Consider the following 23300-nt stretch of genomic DNA (forward strand, 5'->3'; position numbering starts at 1 on the left):
GTCTAAATGCATAAATTTTTTGTACCAGAAGAAAATATAATAGATGGTATGGCATACATTTCAGATGAAGATGTTAAGCATATATATAAAGTACTACGATTGAAAAAAAATGATGAAGTGGCAATAAATGATTGCTGTGGCCGTGAATTTTATGGAATAATATATAAAATAGATAGGGATAGGGTTCAGATAAAAGTAATGAAAGAACTTGATCTGAACAGTGAGAGCGATATAGAAATTCATTTATTTCAAGGATTTCCGAAGTCAAATAAAATGGATTTAATTGTGCAGAAGACCACGGAACTAGGAGTAAGAAAGATAATACCTATATTTACAGAGCGAGTAATTGTAAAGAACAAAAATGGAGAGTTAAAAAAAATAGAAAGATGGAACAAGATAGCTAAAGAGGCATGTAAGCAGTGTGGAAGAAGTATAATTCCTGAGGTTGGCTTGCCTCTGGATTTCAAGCAAATTATAGAAAAATTGGAATCTATGGATTTGGTGGTAGTTCCATATGAAAATGAGAAAAAACTTGGTATAAAAAATATGGTGAGCAAAATAAATAAAGACAATATAAAAAATATAGCGGTAGTTGTTGGTGCTGAAGGTGGTTTTTCAGAATCGGAGATAGATATTTTAAAAAAGGTTCCTTCAAATATAGTAACTCTTGGCCCAAGGGTACTTAGAACGGAAACAGCAGGCTTTGTGTGCATATCATTGCTAATGTATGAATTAGGTGATTTAGGAGGATTGAATTAGTTTGGATAAGTTTTCTTGTGTTTATAATGGACAAAAGGCAGTAGGAATGGCTACACTGGGCTGCAGGGTAAATCAGTATGAAACAGAAGCAATGATAGAAAAATTTATAAATGAAGGATATAATATTGTAGATTTTGATAAATGTGCAGATGTATATGTGATAAATACGTGTACTGTAACCAATATGGGTGATAAAAAATCAAGGCAGATGATTCACAGGGCCAGAAGAAAAAATCCAAATGCTATTATAGCGGTGGTAGGATGCTATTCTCAGGTTGCACCTGAAGAGGTATCCAAAATAGAAGGTGTGGATGTAGTTTTAGGTACAAGAAATAAGGGCGATATTTTATACTGGATAAGTCGTGTTCAAAAAGAAAAGAAAAGATTTGTGGAGGTAAACAAGGTATTAAGAGACAACATGTTTGAAAATCTAAGTATTGAAAAGTATCAGCATAGAACTAGAGCGTTTTTAAAAATACAGGACGGCTGCAATAGATTTTGCTCATATTGTTTAATTCCATTTGCAAGAGGATCAGTTTGCAGTAAAAAACCAGAAATGGTTATGGAAGAGGTCAAAAAACTGGCTAAAAATAATTTTAAGGAAATAATATTATCAGGTATACATATAGCTTCCTATGGTACTGATATGAATGGAAAGTGGAATCTTATCCGAATCTTGCAGAAAGTAGATAAGGTAGATGGGATTGAGAGGATCAGGATAGGGTCAATAGATCCTAAATTTTTTACATCTGAAGTCATAGAAGAAATAAGTTCTCTGAGAAAATTATGCCCACATTTTCACATTTCACTTCAAAGTGGTTGTGATGAAACACTGCGAAGAATGAATAGAAAATATACTACCTCTGAATATGAAGATGTTTTGAATAAATTGAGAAAAAGTATTTCGAATGTATCCATAACTACTGACGTTATAGTTGGTTTCCCAGGAGAGACGCAGGAGGAATTTGATATTACATATGAATTTTTAAAAAGAATCAAACTTTCAAAAATTCATGTATTTAAATATAGCCCAAGAGAGGGAACTAAAGCTGCAGCTATGGACAATCAGGTGAATGGAAATATAAAGGAATATAGAAGTTCTAAACTTATAGAGTTAGATGAAATTTTGGAAAGAGAATTTATGAGTCGTTTTTTAAACCGAGATATGGATGTATTATATGAACAGCATATTACTGGAGCAGAAAATATCTATGAAGGTTATACGCCAAATTACATAAAGGTTGTTACAAGGTCGGATAAAAATTTAAAGGATAGTATAATTAAAACAAGGCTTTTGACAATTGAAAAAGGATATATGGAAGGAAGTATAATTTTATAATTTGGAAAAATTTTTTATTTAATTTAGAAGGATATTTATTATTAATATTGAATAATATAAGTAATGTGAATTAGACGTAGTGTTTATAGCATAATTAAGGGGGTGAACATGTGGAGGAATGTATTTTTTGCAAAATAGTGAAGGGTGAAATACCATCAGAGAAAGTGTATGAAGATGATTTTGTATTAAGTTTTAAGGATATAAATCCTGGGGCTCCAGTTCATGTGCTTATAATTCCTAAAAAGCACATAAGCAGTATTAATGATCTTGATAAAGATAGTTCAAATATTATAGCTCATATATTTATGGTAGCAAAAAAAATTGCTCAAGATTTAAATATAGCGGAAGATGGATACAGAATTGTTTCAAATACTGGAAAAGATGGAGGACAGACTGTACCTCATGTACATTTTCATCTACTAGGTGGAAGATCACTTAGTTGGCCACCGGGCTAAATTCAACATGTTGACAGTAGAAAAACATTTGTTGTATAATAATCTATATGCTATTTGACCTATGTTAACTGTATTTAATTTTTAAAATTAAATTGAGCTAGCGGAGGGAGGGATATAATATGTCAGAAATAAAAGTTGGAGAAAATGAAACTATTGAAAGTGCATTAAGAAGATTTAAAAGGAAATGTGCTAGAGCTGGTGTTCTTTCAGAAGTTAGAAAGAGAGAACATTATGAAAAGCCAAGTGTAAAGAGAAAAAAGAAATCAGAAGCTGCTAGAAAGAGAAAATTTAAGTAGGGTTCTTTTGGAAAGAGGGTTCAAATTAATGTCTCTTAAAAAAAGATTACAAGAGGATTGGAAACAGGCCTTAAAGTCTAAAGACAAATTTAAAGCTAATACCATAAGTATGGCAAGAGCGGCTGTGCTGTTAGTTGAAAAGACTGATGGCAAACAACTTGACGATGAACAAGTTATAGGTATATTGGCAAAGGAAGTCAAGCAAAGGCGTGAAGCTGTACTGGAATTTAAAAAGGGGAATAGACAGGATTTGGTTGACGATACAGAAAAGGAAATAAAAATCTTGTTAGAGTACCTTCCTCAGCAGTTGAATAAAGAAGAGATTACCGAAATTGTTCATCAAGCAGTTAATGAAGTCAGGGCAAATAGTATAAAGGACATGAAAAAAGTTATGGCATGTGTTATGCCGAAGACAAAAGGTAGAGCAGATGGTAAACTTGTGAGTCAAATTGTAAAACAATATTTGAATAAATAAAGGGTTGGGTTTTCTCAGCCTTTTTTATTTATAAAACCTTTATATTTTATAAGGTTTTATTTTTTTATTATTATGAGTATTGCCTTTAAGTAATTTATTGGATGCATAATTCATAAATTAATAAAAGAAGAAAAACTATATAAATTTAGAGGTGATATTGTGGGAGATAAGTTGTATAATACGAAACAAAATATCGCAGATAAGTTGGATCTTCCAAGAGATATAATTTTGAATATGCCTAAGATTTTAGTAACAGGAGATAAGGAAATAGTAATAGAAAATCATAGAGGCATAGTGTTATTTGAAAAGGATAGGATAAGAATTAATTCAGGGGTAGGATTGATCTCAATATGCGGAAAAGATTTTGAAGTACTTTTTATGGGGGGAAGTACTATAACAATAGGAGGAAAATTTAAATCTATAATCTATGAAGGGAAGTAGTAGATTTAATTTTGGCAAATATAAAAATGCAGTTATAACAATTGAGATACGGTCCATTATACCTGAAAGGTTTATAAATCTCATATGGAAGAATGATGTCTATATAAAAAATATAAAGAAAAAGAGTATAACTACCATAGTAATGGATATAAAATTGCAGGATTATTATAAAATAGCGAGAATAGCCAAGAAAAGCGGTGTAAAGATAAAAATAATTAAAAGATGGGGACTTTCATTTTTAATATTGAAACTTAAAAAAAATAGAATGATGATTGTAGGAATAGCCTTATTTATAGGAATAATATACTATATGTCAACATTCATATGGGAGATACAGATAAATTCTGATTCCAATTTGCCACCCTACGAGATAAGACAGAAATTAAAAAATTATGGAATAGTTCCGGGAATCAATAAAAAGAACTTGGATGTATATAAAATAGAGGAATTTCTTATAAAGAGTGATGATAATATAATGTGGGTAAAGGCTAGAATTGATGGTTCAAGGCTCGTAATAAGTGCAGAAGAAAGAAAGTCACCTCCCAATATAATCTCAGACAATTCACCCTGTGATCTTGTAGCATCAAAAGATGGTGAAGTGGTAAGATTTTATACAACAGCGGGCACAGCTGTTGTAAAGATAGGGGATATGGTTAAAAAAGGGCAAATTCTTGTAAAAGGAGTACAGGGTAAGGAAGGGGGAACCTATCCTGTTCATGCTGCAGGAGAGGTTATATGCAGAACATTTTATGAAAAAAGTAAAAGTGTTAAGTTAGATAACATAAAGAGAAATAGAACAGGTAGGAAAATAGAAAATTATTATATAAACATAAATGGCAAGAAGCTATATTTAAAAAAACATGAAAATAATTTTAGCAAGTATGATAAAATAGAGGAAAGTAAATTGTTTTTAAAAAAAGAAACTTTTTATGAAGTAAAAGAAGTTTTGGTTACAGGTAATGTAGAAAAAATAACTAGCGAAGTCTCTGATCAACTTTACAGGAAAATATGTTCGAATTTGGATAAGTCAGTTAAAATAATGAACAAGATAGTTGATAAAAAAGATGGTAAAGTTCTTGAAGTGAGAGTACTTGTTGTGGCAGAAGAAAATATAGTATCTCAGGCAGAACATAAAGAAGATAAACAGGAAAAGGATAACGTGAAAAATAGTAGTAATTAGTGTACAAAGGGTGATTTCTAATGAAAAAGCTAGTATTAGATAAATTCCTTATAAAAGGAAAACAGAACAAGATTATTATTTTTGCAATTAGTTTTATATTTATATATGGTGTACTTTTAACAGGGCTTACTACTAAAAGATATAACCTGAAGGTAGGAGAGATTGCCAGAGTTGATATTAAGGCTCCAAGAGAAGTAAAGGATGAGCTCTCTACCCAGGATAGAATAAATCAGGTACTAGAATCTGTTCCAATTCAATATAATAAAAATCCTGAGATAAAAACACAGACTGTGGATAGGTTGAACAATTTTTTTTCTAGAGTTCAGGAGGTATCGGCAGATAATCAGTTGGATGAAAGTCAGAAAGAGCAAAAACTTAAAAATAATCCGGAAATAAAATTATCTGATAATGATTATCTTTCCCTTATTAGGATGGATAAAAATGATATGAAAACTCTTCAAGGGTTTTTGGTGAATATAATGTCTGACTTATATGATAATAACAATATAAGTGATAATAGCCAGAAAGACAACAAAGCAGACATAAAAAAGGCACAGGAAGATATAATGCTGAAAATTGGAGACTCGAATTTTATTAAATCTACCAGAGATTTAGCTACAAACATAGCTTATACACAAATATCTCCAAACTTTTTTTATGACAAAAATAAGACCGAAGAGTTAAAAGAAGAAACTGCAAAAAAGGTTCCCCCTGTGATGGTGAAAAAGGACCAGATTATAGTCAAGGAAGGAGAACCGGTAACTAAATATCAAATAGGGGTTTTAAAGGATCTTGGACTATTAAATGATGGCTCTTATTTCAAGTGGTATATATACTTATCGCTGGGTATACTTATAGGTTTGATATTATTTCTCCAATGGGGATATTTGATAATATACAGTAGAGATTTATATGACAATGTAAGTATGCTTGCTATGATAAATATACTAAACTGTATGGCTGTGCTGTTTGCAAGGGTGCTTGGACTCGCATCACCCTTTTTCATACCGCTTGCTTTTATACCTATGATTTTTTCAATACTTGTAAATGGAAGGGTATCATTGATATTGAATACCATTGTCTGTGTATTGATAAGTACTGCAGTGGAGTTCAATATAGAGGTTACTATACTTGCAATTATAAATACAGTTGTAGGTTCTATAATTCTTAGAAGATTGCAACAAAGAAATGATATATTATATGCATCTTTCTATATTGCTGTTATAAATATCGTACTTACGTCTTCAATGGGATTTTTATTAAGTAACAATGTACTGGATGTAGCTAAGAAGGCATTGTTTACAGGGGCAGCAAGTATAATTTCAGGAATACTTGTAATAGGATTTTTGCCACTTTTTGAAAGTACTTTCAATATAGTGACTACCATAAAGCTTCTGGAACTCTCCAATCCCAATAATCCGCTGTTGAAGAGACTGCTTATTGAAGCACCTGGAACATATCATCATAGTATATTGGTAGGAAATCTTGCTGAGATGGCTACGGAAGAAGTAGGGGGGAACTCACTTTTGTCCAGGGTGGCTGCATATTACCATGATATAGGGAAAATAAAGAGACCATATTTTTTTAAGGAAAATCAACTTGGAAATGATAATCCGCACGATAAAATAACACCAGCATTGAGTGCCCTTATAATAATATCGCATGTAAAAGATGGTGTAGAAATGGCAAAGGAATATAAACTCCCAAAAGTTATAAAAGATGTTATAGAACAGCATCATGGAACATCTCTTGTTAAATATTTTTATGTTACCATGAAAAACTCAAGTGAAGATCCCGAAGAAATAAAGAAGGAGGACTTTAGATATCCGGGGCCTATACCTGAGACTAAGGAATCTGGTATAATAATGCTTGCTGACGGAGTGGAGGCATCGGTTAGGTCGATTAACGAACCCAATAAAGAAAATATAGAAAATATGGTCAACAGTATAATAAGAGATAGACTCGAGGAAGGACAGCTTGATAACTGTGATCTCACATTAAAGGATATAGGAAAAATAAAAACAGCTTTTTTAAAGGTATTGCTTAGTATATATCATCGTAGAATAGAATATCCTAAGGATAAATGGGAGAAAAAAAATGATGAAATTATTGATGATAAAATTATAGAAAGAATAGAGAATACACCAAAGCATACGGAGGATTAATATGATTTTTATAGATAACAGACAAAGCAAAATAGGTATTACGGATGAATTAAAAAATATTATAGTAGAAGTTATAGAGCATACATTAAAGGAAGAAAAGGTAGATGTACCCTGTGAAATAAGTATAATATTTATAGATAATGAAAGTATAAGAAATATAAATAGAGAAAATAGGGGAATAGATAAAGTTACAGATGTACTTTCCTTTCCCATGTTGGAGTATCCGGAAGGAAAAGTATTCAAGGAAGTTTATCCAGGATATGAATTTCAAGAAAGTGACATGGACGGCAAAAATTTGATACTAGGAGATATTGCCATATCCTTAGAAAAGGCAGAAGAGCAGAGAAAAGAGTTTGGACATTCTTTTTTTAGAGAGATCTGTTATTTGACCGTTCACTCTGTGCTCCATCTTTTAGGATATGATCACATGCAAGAAGACGAAAAAAAGAAAATGAGAGAAAGAGAAGAAAAAATTCTGAAAAATTTTCAGCTATAAAGAGGAATTAATATGAAAGTCAAAAAACTTTTAGATAGTTTTAATTATGCCATACAGGGTATAATATATGCAGTTAGAACTCAGAGAAATATGAAAATACATATGGCAGCAGCACTTCTAGTTCTTGTATTGTGTTTCTTTTATGATTTAAGTAAAATTGAATTGCTGGCAATAACAATAACAATAACTATGGTAATAATGGCGGAACTTTTTAATACCGCAGTAGAATTTGCAATAGATGCTACTACAAATTATTATCATCCTCTTGCTAAGATAGCAAAAAATGTAGCCGCAAGCGGGGTACTCATAACTGCAATTAATGCCATTCTTGTCGGCTATATAATATTTTGGGATAAATTGAATTATATCAATTTTGTGCTTATGAGAAAAATAAGGACTACAAGTCCTTATAATATATTTATAATACTTGTCATAGTATGTATAGCCACCATAGTTTTAAAAGCTATATTTGGAGAAGGTACTCCTTTAAAAGGAGGTATGCCAAGCGGTCATAGTGCAATTGCGTTTTCTATAGCTACTATAATTGCACTTATGGTGGAAGAGCTTGAAGTAGTTATATTGAGTTATTTGCTGGCATTTATAGTTGCACAAAGCAGGGTCGATTCAGAGGTGCACTCTATACTGGAAGTTTTTTTAGGCGGCATTTTTGGAGTACTCATAACGGTTTTACTTTTTAGAGTATTTGGCTGAATGAGTTAATTACAAATGATAATATAATCTATTTATGAGGAGAATTATATATGTTTAAATCAGGATTTATAACCATAGTTGGTATGCCAAATGTAGGCAAGTCAACATTGCTTAACAGGTTGATTGGGGAAAAGCTTTCAATAGTGTCCTGTAGACCCCAGACTACTAGAAATAACATACAGGCAATACTTACAGAGAAGAATTTTCAGCTTGTGTTTGTTGATACACCGGGAATTCACAATCCAAAGCATAAATTGGGAGAATATATGGTCAAATCTGCCAGAGAATCTATAAATGATGTGGATCTTGTACTCTTTTTAACTACTCCCGGAAGAGAGATAAAAAATGGAGACATATATATTTTACAAGAATTAAGACAATGTAAAGTTCCCGTATTCTTTGTATTGAATAAAGTAGATGAAAGTTCCCATGAAAAAGTGGCTCAAACCCTTAAATTGTATTCCGAAGAATTTGACTTTAAAGAATATATACCTATTTCCGCACTTAAGGGCAGTAATATAGAAGAACTTAAAAATCTTATAGTAAAATATATGAAGGAAGGTCCTAAGTATTATCCGGATGATATGGTAATAGATAAGCAGGAAAGGTTTATAATATCTGAAATTATAAGGGAAAAGGCTCTTAAATTATTATCTGCGGAAGTTCCTCATGGAATAGCTGTTGAAATAGTATCAATGAAAAAAGACAAAAAAGGTATTTATAATATAGATGCAACTATACTATGTGAAAAAACATCACACAAGGGAATAATAATAGGAAAAGGTGGATTAATGCTTAAAAGGATATCTACCTATGCAAGACAGGATATGGAAAAATTCCTGAATTCAAAAGTATATTTGAATGTATGGGTGAAAGTTAAAAAGGAGTGGAGAGACAGCAGCGGACTTTTAAAAGAACTTGGATATAAATAATATATAAGTTTGGGAGATGGTTTTCTGGCTATATTAAAAACACGGGCTGTTATAATTAAGACCCAAGATATAAAGGAAAATGACAAAATTGTTTGGTTATTTACTGAGAAACTGGGGAAAATATCTACAATAGTTAGGGGTGCAAAGAAAACTAGAAATAGACTTTTTTCTACAACGCTTCAATTTTGTTATGGAGATTATGTACTTTATAAAGGGAAAAAGTTTTATGCTATAAATGAAGGTAATATAATAGATTCTTTTCAGAATCTTCTAGGAGATCTAGATAGCTTAACTTATGCATCTTATTTCTGTGAATTAGTTGACATAGCTATGGATGATAATGAAAAGAGCAGATCTATATTCATAAATTTAGTGACATCACTTTATCTTATGAAAAATAACGCAGTTGATATGGAAACTCTGGCAAGAGCTTTTGAATTAAAAATTCTGGAAGCTACAGGCTATGGGATCAATTTTGAAAATTGTGCTATATGCAGAAAAAAAATAAGTACTTCCAATTATCTGAGTATGCAGTATCTTGGAGGCATATGCGATGAATGCAACAGAATAAATGGTATATTCATAAGGTATGCTTCTTTTAATGCTCTTAAGTATATTTCTAAGATACCAATTGAAAAAGTATATAGAATTAATCTATCCAGGGAGATAAAAGATGAATTGTATAGAATTCTTGCACTTATTATATCTCAAAATTATTTTAGGAAACCAAAAAGTCTTGAAGCTTTAAATTATGTGCCTGATCTAAAAAAATAAATTATTTAAGAGGAGAGGATAAAATGAGTGAAATAACACTGGAAAAAATCGATATTATAAGAGAGAGAACTGATGTAAGCTATGCTGATGCCAAGGAGGCACTTGAGGAATGCGATGGAAATGTTGTAGATGCTCTCATATATATTGAAAAGAACAAGAAAACTACTAAAGACAATATTTATACTACTAAAGATGAGTTCATGGAATGGCTTAAAAATACAGTAAAAAAAGGCAATGTAAACAGGATAAAAATAAAAAGAGACGATAAAGTAGTTGTAGACATTCCCGTAAATGCAGGTATTGCAGCTACACTTACAGCCCTTGTATGGCCTCCTCTAATTGCAATTGGAATACTTACAGCTGTATTTACCAGGGTGACTATAGAAATAATTAAAGATGATGGGTCAGTTGAAGTAGTCAATAAGATAATTAAAAGTGGAGTTAAAAATACTGTAAATGAAGTTAAGGATAAAGTATTTGATACAGCTACATCAGTAAAGGATAAGTTTTCTAAAAAGGAAGGAAAAGAAAATGATAAAAATGTTTATAAATATACTGTGAAATTTGATGATATAGATACAGACGATAATAATAATAAAACAGATGAAAATTAGGATTTTTATATTACCCCATTACACAAAGTAATGGGGTAATATCTATGAATTATTTCTATAATATGGTTTTTAATTAGTATAACACATAAAATCACATTATGTAATAGATTTCGGTGGCATAGTTGCTAACCTAGATATAGTAATACATAAACAAAAATAAAAATGCTATACTATTTACGTATATATGTGGTATAATGTTTTTAAAAGTAAATTTATATTTATAAATCTTTTTAGTAGCTTGGCTTACTATGTGGAAAGAAGGTGGACAATATTAAATTTTCGCACAGACAACATAGAATAATAGAATTAGTTAAAGAAAATGCACCTATAACAAGTGAGCAGTTAGCAGATAGAGTTGGAGTTACAAGAGCAGCACTTAGATCAGATTTATCAATATTGACTATGACAGGTATACTGGAAGCTAAGCCAAAAGTAGGTTATATATATTCAAAGAAACCTTCATATAGTCTTTTATATGATTATATAAGAAATATAAGTGTTGAAGACATAATGTCGAAGCCAATTGTAGTTGATGAGAATACTACTATACATGATGCAGTAGTTAACCTGTTTTTAAATGATGTTGGAACTCTTTTTATACAAAATGAGGGTATTTTGATCGGAGCTGTTTCACGTAAGGATTTTTTGAAAATAGCTATAGGAGGTACTGATATGCGTAAAGTACCTGTTGGAATAATAATGACTAGAATGCCTAATATAATATCTGTAGAGAGAAAGGATTCTGCTTATCTGGCAGCTCAAAAGATTATTGAACATGAAGTAGATAGTCTTCCAGTAATTGAAAGATTTAAAAATGATCCAAAAGATAAACTTAAGATAGTAGGGAAAGTTTCAAAAACAAATATAACAAGACTCTTTGTGAAAATGGGAGAAAATAAATAGGGCAAGTGAGCGGGTTATTCCGTTTACATATAATAAACATAATTAAATGTAAAAATATTATAGAAAAGGGGATGTACATTTCATGAAAGGAAAAAAATATGTTTATCTTTTCAGTGAAGGAAATGCTGGTATGAGAAATCTGCTTGGAGGGAAAGGTGCCAATCTGGCAGAAATGACTAATCTTGGAATACCTGTTCCACACGGATTTACTGTAACTACAGAAGCATGTACAAAATATTATAAGGACAACAAGAAAATTAATGATGATATTACAGATCAAATCTATTCAAGTCTTAAAAAGCTTGAAGAAGCTACAGGAAAAAAATTCGGAAGTCTAGATAATCCCTTACTTGTTTCAGTAAGATCAGGGGCAAGGGTTTCCATGCCTGGAATGATGGATACAATATTAAATTTAGGATTAAATGACGATTCGGTAAAGGCAGTGGGCAAGCTTACGAACAACCAGAGATTTGCCTATGATTCTTATAGAAGATTTATTCAGATGTTTTCAGATGTTGTTATGACAATTGAAAAAAGAAAATTTGAAGATGTATTGGATGAAATAAAAAATTCCAAAGGAGTAAAATTTGATACGGAATTATCTGAAGAGGATTTGAAAAATGTAATTGCCAGATTTAAAAAAATATATAAAGATGAAATAGGAAGTGAGTTTCCGCAGGATCCTAGGAAACAGTTGATTGAGGCTATTACAGCTGTATTTAGGTCATGGGAGAACCCAAGGGCAATAGTATATAGAAGATTGAATGATATTTCAGGGGACTGGGGAACTGCTGTAAACGTTCAATCCATGGTATTCGGAAATATGGGGAATACTTCGGGTACTGGAGTTGCTTTTACGAGAAATCCGGCAACAGGAGAAAAAGATATATTTGGCGAATATCTTATAAATGCACAAGGTGAAGATGTTGTAGCAGGTATTAGAACTCCGCAGCCAATAGCCAAATTAGAGAAAGATCTTCCTGAATGTTATAAAGAATTTATTAAAATTGCACACAATCTGGAAGAGCATTATAAAGATATGCAGGATATGGAATTTACAATAGAGCAAGGAAAATTATATTTTCTTCAGACAAGAAATGGAAAGAGAACTGCACAAGCTGCACTTAAAGTTGCAGTTGATATGGTGAATGAAGGACTTATAACTAAAGAAGAAGCTCTTTTAAAGGTTGAGCCTAAGCAACTTGATACTCTTTTACATCCCAATTTTGACAAGAATGACCTTAAAAAGGCAGCTGTAATTGCGACTGGATTACCTGCATCACCGGGAGCTGCTTGTGGAAGGATTTATTTTACAGCGGATACTGCAAAAAAACATCATGATAAAGGGGAAAAGGTAATACTCGTCAGACTTGAAACTTCTCCTGAAGATATAGAGGGTATGGCAGCAGCAGAGGGAATACTTACAGTAAGAGGAGGAATGACATCTCATGCTGCAGTTGTAGCTAGAGGTATGGGTACATGTTGTGTCGCTGGGTGCGGAGATATAAATATAAATGAGGTAAATAATACATTTGAAGTACTTGGAAAAACCTATAAGGAAGGGGACTATATATCTCTGGATGGAAGTACTGGAAATGTATATGGAGAGCCTATAAAAACAACTGCACCTGAAATAACAGGATACTTTGGAATATTTATGGAATGGGCTGATGGTATTAGAAAATTAAAGGTAAGGACAAATGCTGATACCCCTAAAGATGCAAGGCAGGCAGTTAAATTTGGTGCCGAAGGTGTGGGACTTTGCAGAACTGAACATATGTTTTTTGACGAGGATAGAATACCTGCTGTAAGAAGGATGATAGTTTCAAATAATGAAGAACAGAGAAGAACTGCATTGAATAGTATACTTCCTATGCAAAGAAAGGACTTTATAGGTATATATGAAGCTATGGAAGGAAGACCTGTTACAATTAGATTCTTAGATCCTCCACTACATGAATTTCTACCAACAGATGATAAAGATATAGAGAACCTAGCAAAGGAAATGAATATAAGCTTTGAAGAATTAAAGGCAACAATAGCATCTCTCCATGAATTCAATCCTATGATGGGACATAGAGGTTGCAGACTTACAGTTTCCTATCCAGAAATAGCAGAAATGCAGACTACAGCTATAATTGAAGCTGCAATAGATGTCAAAAAGAGAAAAGGATATGATATTGTTCCTGAAATAATGATACCTCTTGTTGGAGAATTGAAGGAGTTAAAGTATGTTAAAGATACAGTTGTAAGAGTTGCAGATGAAATAATAAAAAAATCAGGAATTGATTTAAAATATAAAGTTGGTACAATGATAGAAATACCAAGGGCTGCTATTACAGCTGATGAGATAGCAAAGGAAGCTGAATTCTTCTCTTTCGGCACAAATGATCTCACTCAAATGACATTTGGTTTTTCAAGGGATGATGCAGGAAAATTCCTGAACTATTATTATGATAATAAGATATATGAATTTGATCCATTCCAGAGACTGGATCAGAATGGTGTAGGAAAGCTAGTAGACATTGCAGTTAAACTAGGAAAAAAGACAAGACCTGATATACATCTTGGAATATGTGGAGAACATGGAGGAGATCCGTCATCTGTAGAGTTTTTCCACAATGTAGGACTTGATTATGTTTCATGTTCACCATTTAGAGTCCCTTTGGCAAGACTTGCAGCAGCACAAGCCCAGGTAAAGAATCCAAGATAATACTGAAAAATTATAATATGAAAATGCCATAAAATAAATTTTACGGCATTTTTATATTTTTACCTTAATATTGTATCAAATTTTTTTTCTATATATCTTCCAAATTCGATTATAAATTTTAGCTGGGCATTAGTATTATCAGATGCCTTTTTAAGTATATAAAAAAAAGAATTATGATTGCATTTGTTTATATTATTGTAGTAATCTCTAGATATTTTCCAAAATTTTTGAGGAAAAGATAAATATGAAATTATATATTTGTAATCATCCAGATTCAAAGTGAAATTTTTTTCATAGGTTTCAAGGCAGGCTGCCGCATAATTTAGATTCCAATTTGTATTTGTCCTCTTTAAAAATCTTCTCAAGAAGTAAGATATATCATGAGAACAATGAGCTGTTGAGCATTTGTCGAAATCTATTATCCAAATATGTCTGTTATTATCGAATATTATATTTTTATTTACATAATCAAGGTGGCATAAAGCCGAATGTAATTTGTCATAATTTATCGTATGGGATATTTTAGCAGATATTTCGGCCAACATACAATTTTCTTCAAAATTCTCCAAAAAAAGCTCTGAAAATTTATCTTTATAATTATGAGCCAAATTTGAACAATTTAAAAGTTGATTAAAATGTTTCTGAAAAGATATGTCTATATGTTCAAAATTTTTTCTTATATTACTCCCGAAAATTGGATTGAAATCTTTGCTTACACTATGCATATCTGACAAATTTGAAATTGCAGCAATTACGTCATTTGTATTGTCATAATTGCACTTTTCACCTAATATCCACGGTGTAAGTATAAACAGCATATTTTCATATTTTATAAATCTTCCATTATCATTTGTAGGCAAAATCCTGGGAACATTTATATTATTTCTGTAAAGCCATTCTACTGCAGAGTATACAAATAGAAGTTCAGCTTCATCAAAATATACTTTTTTTAAACAATAACCTTTACCCAAATAATCTACCTTATATACGGCTCTTTGTTTATCTGTATTTTTAAATTTTATTCTATTTATATCTGCATTCTGAAGATTATAATAGGGAAGTACGTATTTTTTTACATTTTCTTCAGATAATAAATTTATATCCATCTATCAGACCCCTTAAAAAATACTTCTCTATAATAATATTAAATATTTTTTTACATTATACATTATCATTAAAAAGGAATTTTTAAAGTAAAAATAGAATTAATATCTAGGGTGATTTGTATGCTGATAAGAGAGCAGATAGAGCAAAAAGAAAAATTAATATTGATACCTCAAGCTGCATTTTCTTTTAAGACGAAGGGAAGGAAGATAGCTGAAGAAGGAGATACTATAAGAACTGCGTTTATGGTTGATAGAGATAGAATTATACATAGTAAATCATTCAGACGGCTCAAACATAAAACTCAAGTATATATAAGAACGTCCGGTGACCATTATAGAACAAGGCTTACTCATACACTTGAGGTAAACCAGATTGGAAAGACTATAGGCAAAGGAATTGGGTTGAATGAAGATTTAATAGAGGCTATAGCTATGGCCCATGATATAGGACATGTACCTTTCGCACACAGCGGTGAGGAGGTACTAAATGAATTAATTCCCGGAGGTTTTCGACATAATGAAAATAGTATCAGGGTATTGACCAAAATAGAAAAGAATGGTGAAGGACTCAATTTAACGAAGGAAGTACTGGATGGCGTTTTAAATCACAGTGGATTTTCAAATCCAGATATAACCGCGTTTACTCTTGAAGGTCAGGTAGTTAAGTACAGTGATAAGATAGCCTATATAAATCATGATATAGATGATTCCATAAGGGCAGGTATTTTGGAACCAGATGACCTTCCTAAAAATTCCACTTGTATTCTTGGAAGAACGAATAGTGAGAGAATTAATATTTTAGTTATGGATTGCATATATACAACTATAAAAAATATTAAAAACGGAATAATAAAAGTTTCTATGAGTAATGAGATATTTAAAGCTTTAGATGAGCTTAGAAATTTCATGTTTAAAGAGATATATCATGGTGATTCACTAAAGGAAGAAAGATGGAAGGCAAAGTTCGTATTAAGGCAGGTATTTAATTATTTTTATAAATATCCCGATAAAATGCCCGGGTTTTACAGAAAAATAGTGAAAAGGGAAGGCCTTTTAAGAGGAGTAACTGATTATATATCGGGAATGAGTGATGATTATTGTTTAATGTTATTTAATGATATATATATACCTAAAAATATGGTATATTAGGAATATTTTTTAATAGTATATGGGTAAAATAGAAATGTTGATATTAAATATTTATTTATTGAAGGATATTTAATATTTGTAAAGAATATATATATTAGATTAGTAATTAAAATATAAAAAGTATAATATTAAGCAGGAATATAATATTTTCTGTCGAATATATTAAAACTTGGTACAATAATTTCAGATAGGTGGTAGTTGCTTTGTGATATCGGAAGATGTCATTCAAAAAGTAAAAGATGAAAATGATATAGTTGATGTAATATCTGAAAGTGTAAAACTAAAAAGAACCGGTAGGAATTATATAGGTTTATGTCCATTTCATCATGAAAAGACTCCTTCCTTTAGTGTGTCTGGAGATAAACAGATATATAAATGCTTTGGGTGTGGAGAAGCTGGAAATGTTATAACTTTTATCATGAAAACAAAGAACCTAAGTTTTCCGGAGGCAGTTGAGCTATTGGCAGACAGGGCAAATATAGATATAGATTATGATGAGGATAAAAATAGGAGCAGAAGGAATAGTTTTAAAAAATTATATAGGTTAAATGTTGAAGCTGCCAGATATTTTTTTTCTTGTCTAAAAAGGAATGAAAAAGCAAGAAACTATCTTTTGAATAGAGAAATAACGACAAATACTATGAGAAGATTTGGGCTTGGATATTCTGTTGACAGCTGGAATGCTATGCTTAAATATTTGAGAAAGAGAGGTTTTACTGAACTGGATATGCTATCAGTTGGGCTTATAATAAGGAACCGACAGGGCAATTATTATGACAGGTTTAGAAACAGGATAATCTTTCCGGTGTTCGATTATAGAGGAAGGATTATAGGCTTTGGAGGTAGAGTTATGGATGATTCAAAGCCTAAATACCTAAACTCTCCAGAAACTTCTCTATTCAAAAAAGGAACTAATCTATATGGATTAAATTTTGCAATAAAAAATAATATATCTAAAACCTTAATTATTGTAGAAGGTTATATGGATTGTATATCGCTTCACCAATACGGGATTACAAATACTGTAGCATCTTTAGGTACTGCACTTACTACAGGTCAGGCAAAGCTTATGAAAAGGTATGTTGATAAAGTCATAATAGCTTATGATTCAGATACTGCTGGACAAATGGCAACTTTAAGGGGACTGAATATATTAAAAAACGTTGGGCTTGATGTAAGGGTACTTTTAATACCTATGGGAAAAGATCCGGATGAATTTATCAGAAAAAATGGGAAAGAAAAATTTTTAAGATTGATTGAAAAATCTCTTCCACTTATAGATTATAGAATTCAGAGTATTAGAAAAAATTTAAATCCAGGGAATTATGAGAGCAAAATAAAATACATAGAACAGGTTTTAGATGTATTAAAAGAGGTTGACCCTATAGAGAGTGAAATTTATATAAAAAAGCTATCTGAGGAAACTGAAATTAGACTTCAAGTACTTTATGATATGTTAAATGGAAATATTCAAAAAAATACAAAAAAAGATTCAAGTATGAATATAGATAAGTATTTTGGACAAAAATTATATTTAGAACCTGCTTATTTAAAGGCTGAGAGGTTACTCCTTAAATTAATATTGCAGGATGATAATGCATTGAAATATGCACAGAATATTATAAGTGAAGATGAGATATTGCTTGAAAGCCATAAAAAGATATATAGATATATTCTTGAAAGTTCAGATTGTGATAAATCGCAGAGAAGCATGCATATAGAAGCTAAATGCAATGATGTGGATACATCTAAGGAATGGGTAAATATATTGGATACGGAAATTGTGTATGGAGATTATGATTATAAATATATGATAGATAGTTTTGCAAATAAGATAAAAGAACATAGATTGAAACAATATAAGTTGGAAATTATGTATCAGATAAAACAGTATGAAGCTCAAGGAAAACTTGAAGAATCACTTAAATTGGCTCAGGAGCTTATAAAAATTCAAAAAAGGATTGGTGAAGTACAGTAATGGTTAAGGGAGGCAAAAAAATGAAGGATAAAAGTTCGAAGATGCAGATAGTCAAAAAACTTATAGAAAAAGGTAAGAAGACTAACAGCCTAACTTACAAAGAAATAATGAATGAACTTGAAGAAGTGGATTTGAGTCCGGAACAGATAGAGAAAATATATGAAGTGCTGGAATCTATGGGCATTGAAGTAATAGGTGATATGCATGAAGAAACGGAAGATGAAAAAAATTTGGATTTGTCTGTACCAGAGGGAGTAGCAATAGATGATCCTGTTAGAATGTATTTAAAAGAAATAGGGAAAGTGCCACTTCTTCTTCCAGAGGAGGAAGTTGATCTGGCACAGAGAATTGAAAATGGAGATCAAATTGCAAAGAAAAAACTGGCAGAGGCAAATTTAAGGCTGGTTGTCAGCATAGCTAAAAGATATGTTGGAAGAGGAATGCTTTTTTTAGATCTTATTCAAGAAGGGAATCTTGGGCTTATAAAGGCAGTAGAAAAATTTAATTATAGAAAAGGATTCAAGTTTAGTACTTATGCTACATGGTGGATAAGGCAGGCTATAACAAGGGCTATTGCAGATCAGGCAAGGACTATAAGGATACCTGTTCATATGGTGGAAACCATAAATAAACTTATAAGGGTTTCAAGACAGCTTCTTCAAGAACTTGGAAGAGAACCTCAACCGGAAGAAGTAGCAAAAATAATGGAAATGCCAGTGGATAAAGTAAGAGAAATAATGAAAATAGCACAGGAACCGGTATCATTAGAGACACCCATTGGTGAAGAAGAAGACAGCCATCTTGGAGATTTTATACCAGATGACGAGGCACCAGCTCCTGCAGAGGCTGCGGCCTTTACTATGCTTAAGGAACAGCTTATAAATGTATTGGATACTTTAACTCCTAGAGAGGAAAAAGTGTTGAGACTGAGATTCGGGCTTGATGACGGAAGAGCTAGAACTTTGGAGGAAGTTGGCAAGGAGTTCAATGTTACAAGAGAAAGAATAAGACAGATAGAGGCAAAAGCACTTAGAAAATTGAGACATCCGAGCAGGAGCAAAAAATTAAAAGATTATTTAGATTAAGGGCACCTCACAAAGGTGCTTTTAATTATAATATAGCTATGTATATGTTATAATTATATCTAGGAAGGTGATGGTTTGAAAAATTATGGGTCCGTAAAAGGGATAGGAGTATATTCAATATTAGGTGTAACTGTTTTATATGATATCATATTTATATTGATCTACTATTTTGTAGATTCCTATGAATTATCCAATTTATTAAAGTTAACTCTAATTGTATTTAACATATATGAAGCCTATTATATTCTTATATGTAAAACTCTCAATTATTCTATAGATGAGTCAGCCATTTACATAAACAGCATATTTGGATTAAAAAAGGAAAGAATACCATTCAGTTTAATTAATGCCTACCAAAAATCAAGAGGACATATAAAAGGTGTTAAATTGTTAGGTCACGGGAAAAATAATTTTGCTATTGGTAAGTCATTTATAGATAAAATTGGGACTACCTATATGTTTGTTACTTCTACTAAAAATATAATATATTTAAATACAGATAATGTCAACTATGGAATTTCGCCTGATAATTTTGAAGATTTTGAGAAACAGATTGCACTTAATGGTGTTAAAGAATCTGTATGGAAAGGTAATACTATTAAAACTACGGGTTTCAATAGGAATAAAAAATTCTTATTACTGTTTTCGATAGCAGCAATACTTGTAATTGTACTTACTCTAAATCCTATAGCCATGTATTTTTTGAATAAGATTCCAGCAAGAATGCCTTTAACTTTCAATACAAATTTTACACCTGAAAAATTTGGAACAGGAAGACAATTTGCATTTAAACAGATGAGTTATGGATTACTTAATATGGCTATTCTATTTTGTATGTATTATGCAGGCTTTTTATATGAGAAATATGATAAGAAATCTTCTTATAGATTTATTTTCATATCCATGGTAATAGCAGGTGTGTTTTTGATAATGCAGCTTAGAATAATTGCAACTTTTAGATAGCCTTGAATTAATATGAATGGAGAAAAAATATGAATCTCAGTTTAAGATTGAAAAGCATATGTGAAATGGTAGACAAGTGTGATTGTATAGCAGATATAGGTACAGATCATGCATATATTCCAGTATATCTTGTGAAGAACAATATATGCAGAAGGGCAATAGCATCTGATATAAATAGAGGTCCAATTAATAAAGCTTATATGAATATAGGGCTGGAAGGTATGCAGAATAAGATAGAATGCAGGCTTGGAGGTGGTCTTGATACCATAGCACCAGGGGAGGCCCAGGAAGTTGTAATTGCTGGAATGGGAGGAAACCTCATAAGAGACATAATGGATGAAAATATGGCTGTATTCAAAGGTGCAAGATATTTTATACTTCAACCAGTGCAAAATCCTGAAGTACTTAGAAAATACATATATGACATGGGGTTTAGAATAATTGATGAGGATTTATGTATTGACGAAAATATATTTTATGAGATAATAAAAGTAAGGTATAGTGATACTATAATAAAGCCTGACAGTATATTTTATGAAATTGGAGAAAAATTGTTAAAAAAGAAACATCCACTTCTTGTGAAATTTATAAATAGCAAGATAACCAAATATGAAAAAATACTTGGTTATATAAGAGAAGATAGCAAGTCATCAAAAAAGAGAAAGTCAGATATAGAAAACAAGGTAATCAGATTACGGGAGTTGATTAAATGCCTCTGAAAGTAAAAGATATAGATACTATAATGGAACAATATGCGCCTTCAAAGTTAAAGGAGGACTATGATAATGTCGGCCTTATGGTGGGTGACATGAAAAGTGAAGTAAAATCTATCCTAGTTTCATTGGATTGTACTATGCATGTAATTGAAGAGGCAGAAAATAATAATTGTAATCTTATTTTTACACATCATCCTTTGTTGTTTTCAAGACCTAAATCCATAACTTCAGATACACTTATTGGGCGTAAGATAATAGAACTCATAAAAAATGATATAAATGTATATTCTAGCCATACAAATTTGGATTCTACATTTGGTGGAATAAATGATATAATAATGCAGATACTTAATTTTAAAGATTCCAATATTATTGAACCTTCCTTGAATAATGAGGACTATTTTACTGTACATTCAGGGATAGGAAGAATTTCGAAACTTGAAAAGTATATTACTCTCGAGAAACTCTGTATGCAAGTAAAAGAAAGATTGCAAATTCAGCATTTGAGGTATTCGGGAGATGATAATAAAATTATAAAAAAAGTTGCTGTTATAAATGGAAGCGGAAAGGATTATTTTTATCAGGCAAAAATGTTAGGTGCAGATTGTATTATAACAGGGGATACTACTTACCATTATGTAAGTGATTTTAATGAAGAAGGTATAGCTGTTATAGATGCAGGTCATTTTGGAACTGAATGGCCAGCTATTTTAAAGGTGGCAGATTATTTAAAGAATAGAATAGAGTCTATGGGATTCGAGAATAATGTTATTTTGTCTAAGGTTAATATGGATCCATATAGGTATAAGTGATGAGTGGAAGTGAATATATGTATTCATTTCTACTTTTTTTATTTAATTTTATTTTAAAACAACTAAATTGAAATAAGGAGGAATTTATATGCTGGATATATTAATTCAAATTCAGGAAAATATAGAAATATTAAAAAATTCAGATGAGAGGCAAAAAAACGGTGAGGCTTTTAATCATATGAAAAAAATTAAGAAAGAATTTGAAAAAGAAAAGAAAAATCATGTAGTGTTAAAAGAAAAATTGGATAATATAAAAAAGGATATTAAAATCATAGATGCCAGGATTGAAGATATAAAAATAGAAATTAGAGAAGAAGAAAACAAACTTTATAGTAATTTAAAATATGATTTAAAGCTGATGAATAGCCTGGGTAAATCTATTGAAATGAAAAAGATGGAGATAAAGAATGTAGAAGACAAGAGTTTGGAATTGCTATATGAAGAAGACGAACTTTCGAAACAAAAAGACAAAAGTAAAAATAAATTAATAGAAATGAGGGATGATTTTTATAAGTGTAAAGAAACTTATAATAATGAAATATTGAAAAAAAGGAAAAAAGTAAGGGAAGCTGAACAAAATATAACTAATTTAGAAAAAATGGTTCCTAAAGAACTACTTGATAAATTCTACGAAATATTAAAAGCAAGGGGAACAGGAGCAGCGCAGCTGGATAAAGGAATTTGCCAGGGATGCAGAATGAAAGTATCTGCTATAACGTTAGATGATATAAATAAAAATAAGGGAATAGTTTACTGTGACAACTGTGGAAGGATAATTCATTGTAACTACTAGAATAAAAATGTCTTGAAAAAATAAAAATAATATGATATTATTTTATTTGCGAGTAAATCAGACAATCGCTGCTGCATTTTGTGCAGGAGAGGAAAGTCCGAGCTCCATAGGGCAGGATGCTGGGTAACTCCCAGTCAAGGTGACTTGAAGGATAGTGCAACAGAGATATACTTCCGAAATTTTCGGTAAAGGTGGAAAGGCGAGGTAAGAGCTCACCAGCGCAATGGCGACTTTGCGGCTATGTAAACCCCATCTGGAGCAAGATCGAATAGGAAAGCATTCAAAAAGTGGCCCGCTTTGCTTTCGGGTAGTATCGCTGGAATCTATTGGTAACAATAGATGTAGATAGATGATTGTCTAACACAGAACTCGGCTTATAGATTTACTCAAACACTGAAAACACTAGGTTGCAAACTTGGTGTTTTTTATTTTGCCATACTTTCAC

23 protein-coding genes and 1 other RNA gene are annotated in these 23300 nt (G+C 31.4%); 23 read left to right on the forward strand and 1 reads right to left on the reverse strand.

What is annotated here, in order from left to right:
- The first annotated feature begins 6 nt into the window (after positions 1-6).
- From ACSVC9_RS02145 to ppdK, 15 genes are all read left to right on the forward strand, one after another.
- A complete protein-coding gene (locus ACSVC9_RS02145; protein WP_446898747.1) occupies positions 7-759 on the forward strand; it encodes a 16S rRNA (uracil(1498)-N(3))-methyltransferase in 753 nt (250 codons plus the stop codon).
- Between the two features lie 46 nt (positions 760-805).
- Positions 806-2098, forward strand: a complete 1293-nt coding sequence (mtaB, locus tag ACSVC9_RS02150; protein ID WP_446899785.1) for a tRNA (N(6)-L-threonylcarbamoyladenosine(37)-C(2))-methylthiotransferase MtaB — start codon at positions 806-808, stop codon at positions 2096-2098.
- A 110-nt stretch (positions 2099-2208) separates the two neighbouring features.
- On the forward strand, positions 2209-2553 hold the full coding sequence (locus tag ACSVC9_RS02155; RefSeq protein WP_446898748.1) for a histidine triad nucleotide-binding protein: 345 nt from the start codon (positions 2209-2211) through the stop codon (positions 2551-2553).
- A gap of 119 nt (positions 2554-2672) precedes the next feature.
- Complete coding sequence (rpsU, locus tag ACSVC9_RS02160) at positions 2673-2849, forward strand: 30S ribosomal protein S21 (protein ID WP_007061146.1); 177 nt, start codon at positions 2673-2675, stop codon at positions 2847-2849.
- A gap of 28 nt (positions 2850-2877) precedes the next feature.
- The gene (locus tag ACSVC9_RS02165; protein ID WP_446898749.1) at positions 2878-3324 is read left to right on the forward strand and encodes a GatB/YqeY domain-containing protein; all 447 of its coding nucleotides are present in this window, start codon (positions 2878-2880) and stop codon (positions 3322-3324) included.
- A gap of 159 nt (positions 3325-3483) precedes the next feature.
- Positions 3484-3765: a sporulation protein YqfC gene (gene yqfC / locus ACSVC9_RS02170; protein WP_446898750.1), complete on the forward strand. Its 282-nt coding sequence runs from the start codon at positions 3484-3486 to the stop codon at positions 3763-3765.
- Positions 3752-4945: a sporulation protein YqfD gene (gene yqfD, locus ACSVC9_RS02175; RefSeq protein WP_446898751.1), complete on the forward strand. Its 1194-nt coding sequence runs from the start codon at positions 3752-3754 to the stop codon at positions 4943-4945. Before yqfC ends, yqfD begins: the two co-directional genes overlap by 14 nt.
- 20 nt (positions 4946-4965) lie before the next feature.
- Entirely contained in the window at positions 4966-7110 is a 2145-nt protein-coding gene (locus ACSVC9_RS02180; RefSeq protein WP_446898752.1) for an HD family phosphohydrolase, read from the forward strand.
- A gap of 1 nt (position 7111) precedes the next feature.
- Positions 7112-7606 (forward strand): rRNA maturation RNase YbeY, encoded by a 495-nt coding sequence (ybeY, locus tag ACSVC9_RS02185; protein ID WP_446898753.1) that lies wholly within the window; start codon positions 7112-7114, stop codon positions 7604-7606.
- Positions 7607-7618: 12 nt separating this feature from the next.
- Positions 7619-8317: a diacylglycerol kinase gene (locus ACSVC9_RS02190; RefSeq protein WP_446898754.1), complete on the forward strand. Its 699-nt coding sequence runs from the start codon at positions 7619-7621 to the stop codon at positions 8315-8317.
- Positions 8318-8367: 50 nt separating this feature from the next.
- Entirely contained in the window at positions 8368-9249 is an 882-nt protein-coding gene (gene era / locus ACSVC9_RS02195) for a GTPase Era (RefSeq protein WP_446898755.1), read from the forward strand.
- 9 nt (positions 9250-9258) lie between these two features.
- On the forward strand, positions 9259-10023 hold the full coding sequence (gene recO / locus ACSVC9_RS02200) for a DNA repair protein RecO (RefSeq protein WP_446898756.1): 765 nt from the start codon (positions 9259-9261) through the stop codon (positions 10021-10023).
- A gap of 23 nt (positions 10024-10046) precedes the next feature.
- On the forward strand, positions 10047-10637 hold the full coding sequence (locus tag ACSVC9_RS02205; RefSeq protein ID WP_446898757.1) for a DUF4342 domain-containing protein: 591 nt from the start codon (positions 10047-10049) through the stop codon (positions 10635-10637).
- Positions 10638-10898: 261 nt separating this feature from the next.
- Entirely contained in the window at positions 10899-11540 is a 642-nt protein-coding gene (locus ACSVC9_RS02210; protein ID WP_446898758.1) for a helix-turn-helix transcriptional regulator, read from the forward strand.
- An 82-nt stretch (positions 11541-11622) separates the two neighbouring features.
- A complete protein-coding gene (ppdK, locus tag ACSVC9_RS02215; protein ID WP_446898759.1) occupies positions 11623-14253 on the forward strand; it encodes a pyruvate, phosphate dikinase in 2631 nt (876 codons plus the stop codon).
- Positions 14254-14312: 59 nt separating this feature from the next.
- Here ppdK and ACSVC9_RS02220 read toward each other — a convergent pair whose 3' ends face one another.
- Positions 14313-15359: a CotS family spore coat protein gene (locus ACSVC9_RS02220; RefSeq protein ID WP_446898760.1), complete on the reverse strand. Its 1047-nt coding sequence runs from the start codon at positions 15357-15359 to the stop codon at positions 14313-14315.
- A 120-nt stretch (positions 15360-15479) separates the two neighbouring features.
- Here ACSVC9_RS02220 and ACSVC9_RS02225 point away from each other — a divergent pair, with 120 nt between their 5' ends.
- The 8 genes from ACSVC9_RS02225 to rnpB all read left to right on the forward strand — a co-directional run bounded on the left by ACSVC9_RS02225 (position 15480) and on the right by rnpB (position 23248).
- Complete coding sequence (locus ACSVC9_RS02225) at positions 15480-16508, forward strand: deoxyguanosinetriphosphate triphosphohydrolase (RefSeq protein WP_446898761.1); 1029 nt, start codon at positions 15480-15482, stop codon at positions 16506-16508.
- 205 nt (positions 16509-16713) lie between these two features.
- Positions 16714-18486, forward strand: a complete 1773-nt coding sequence (dnaG, locus tag ACSVC9_RS02230; protein WP_446898762.1) for a DNA primase — start codon at positions 16714-16716, stop codon at positions 18484-18486.
- 20 nt (positions 18487-18506) lie between these two features.
- On the forward strand, positions 18507-19571 hold the full coding sequence (gene rpoD / locus ACSVC9_RS02235; protein WP_446898763.1) for an RNA polymerase sigma factor RpoD: 1065 nt from the start codon (positions 18507-18509) through the stop codon (positions 19569-19571).
- 75 nt (positions 19572-19646) lie between these two features.
- Positions 19647-20534, forward strand: coding sequence for a PH domain-containing protein (locus tag ACSVC9_RS02240; RefSeq protein ID WP_446898764.1), 888 nt, complete (start codon positions 19647-19649; stop codon positions 20532-20534).
- Positions 20535-20563: 29 nt separating this feature from the next.
- A complete protein-coding gene (locus ACSVC9_RS02245) occupies positions 20564-21253 on the forward strand; it encodes a tRNA (adenine(22)-N(1))-methyltransferase (RefSeq protein ID WP_446898765.1) in 690 nt (229 codons plus the stop codon).
- Positions 21244-22062 carry a Nif3-like dinuclear metal center hexameric protein gene (locus ACSVC9_RS02250; protein ID WP_446898766.1) on the forward strand — a complete coding sequence of 273 codons (819 nt, stop codon included), beginning with the start codon at positions 21244-21246 and terminating at the stop codon, positions 22060-22062. Before ACSVC9_RS02245 ends, ACSVC9_RS02250 begins: the two co-directional genes overlap by 10 nt.
- An 88-nt stretch (positions 22063-22150) precedes the next feature.
- On the forward strand, positions 22151-22855 hold the full coding sequence (locus ACSVC9_RS02255; RefSeq protein WP_446898767.1) for a zinc ribbon domain-containing protein: 705 nt from the start codon (positions 22151-22153) through the stop codon (positions 22853-22855).
- Positions 22856-22904: 49 nt separating this feature from the next.
- Positions 22905-23248, forward strand: an RNA gene (gene rnpB, locus ACSVC9_RS02260) — RNase P RNA component class A.
- The last annotated feature ends 52 nt before the right edge of the window (positions 23249-23300 follow it).

It is taken from the genome of Clostridium sp. LBM24168, from assembly GCF_052953915.1.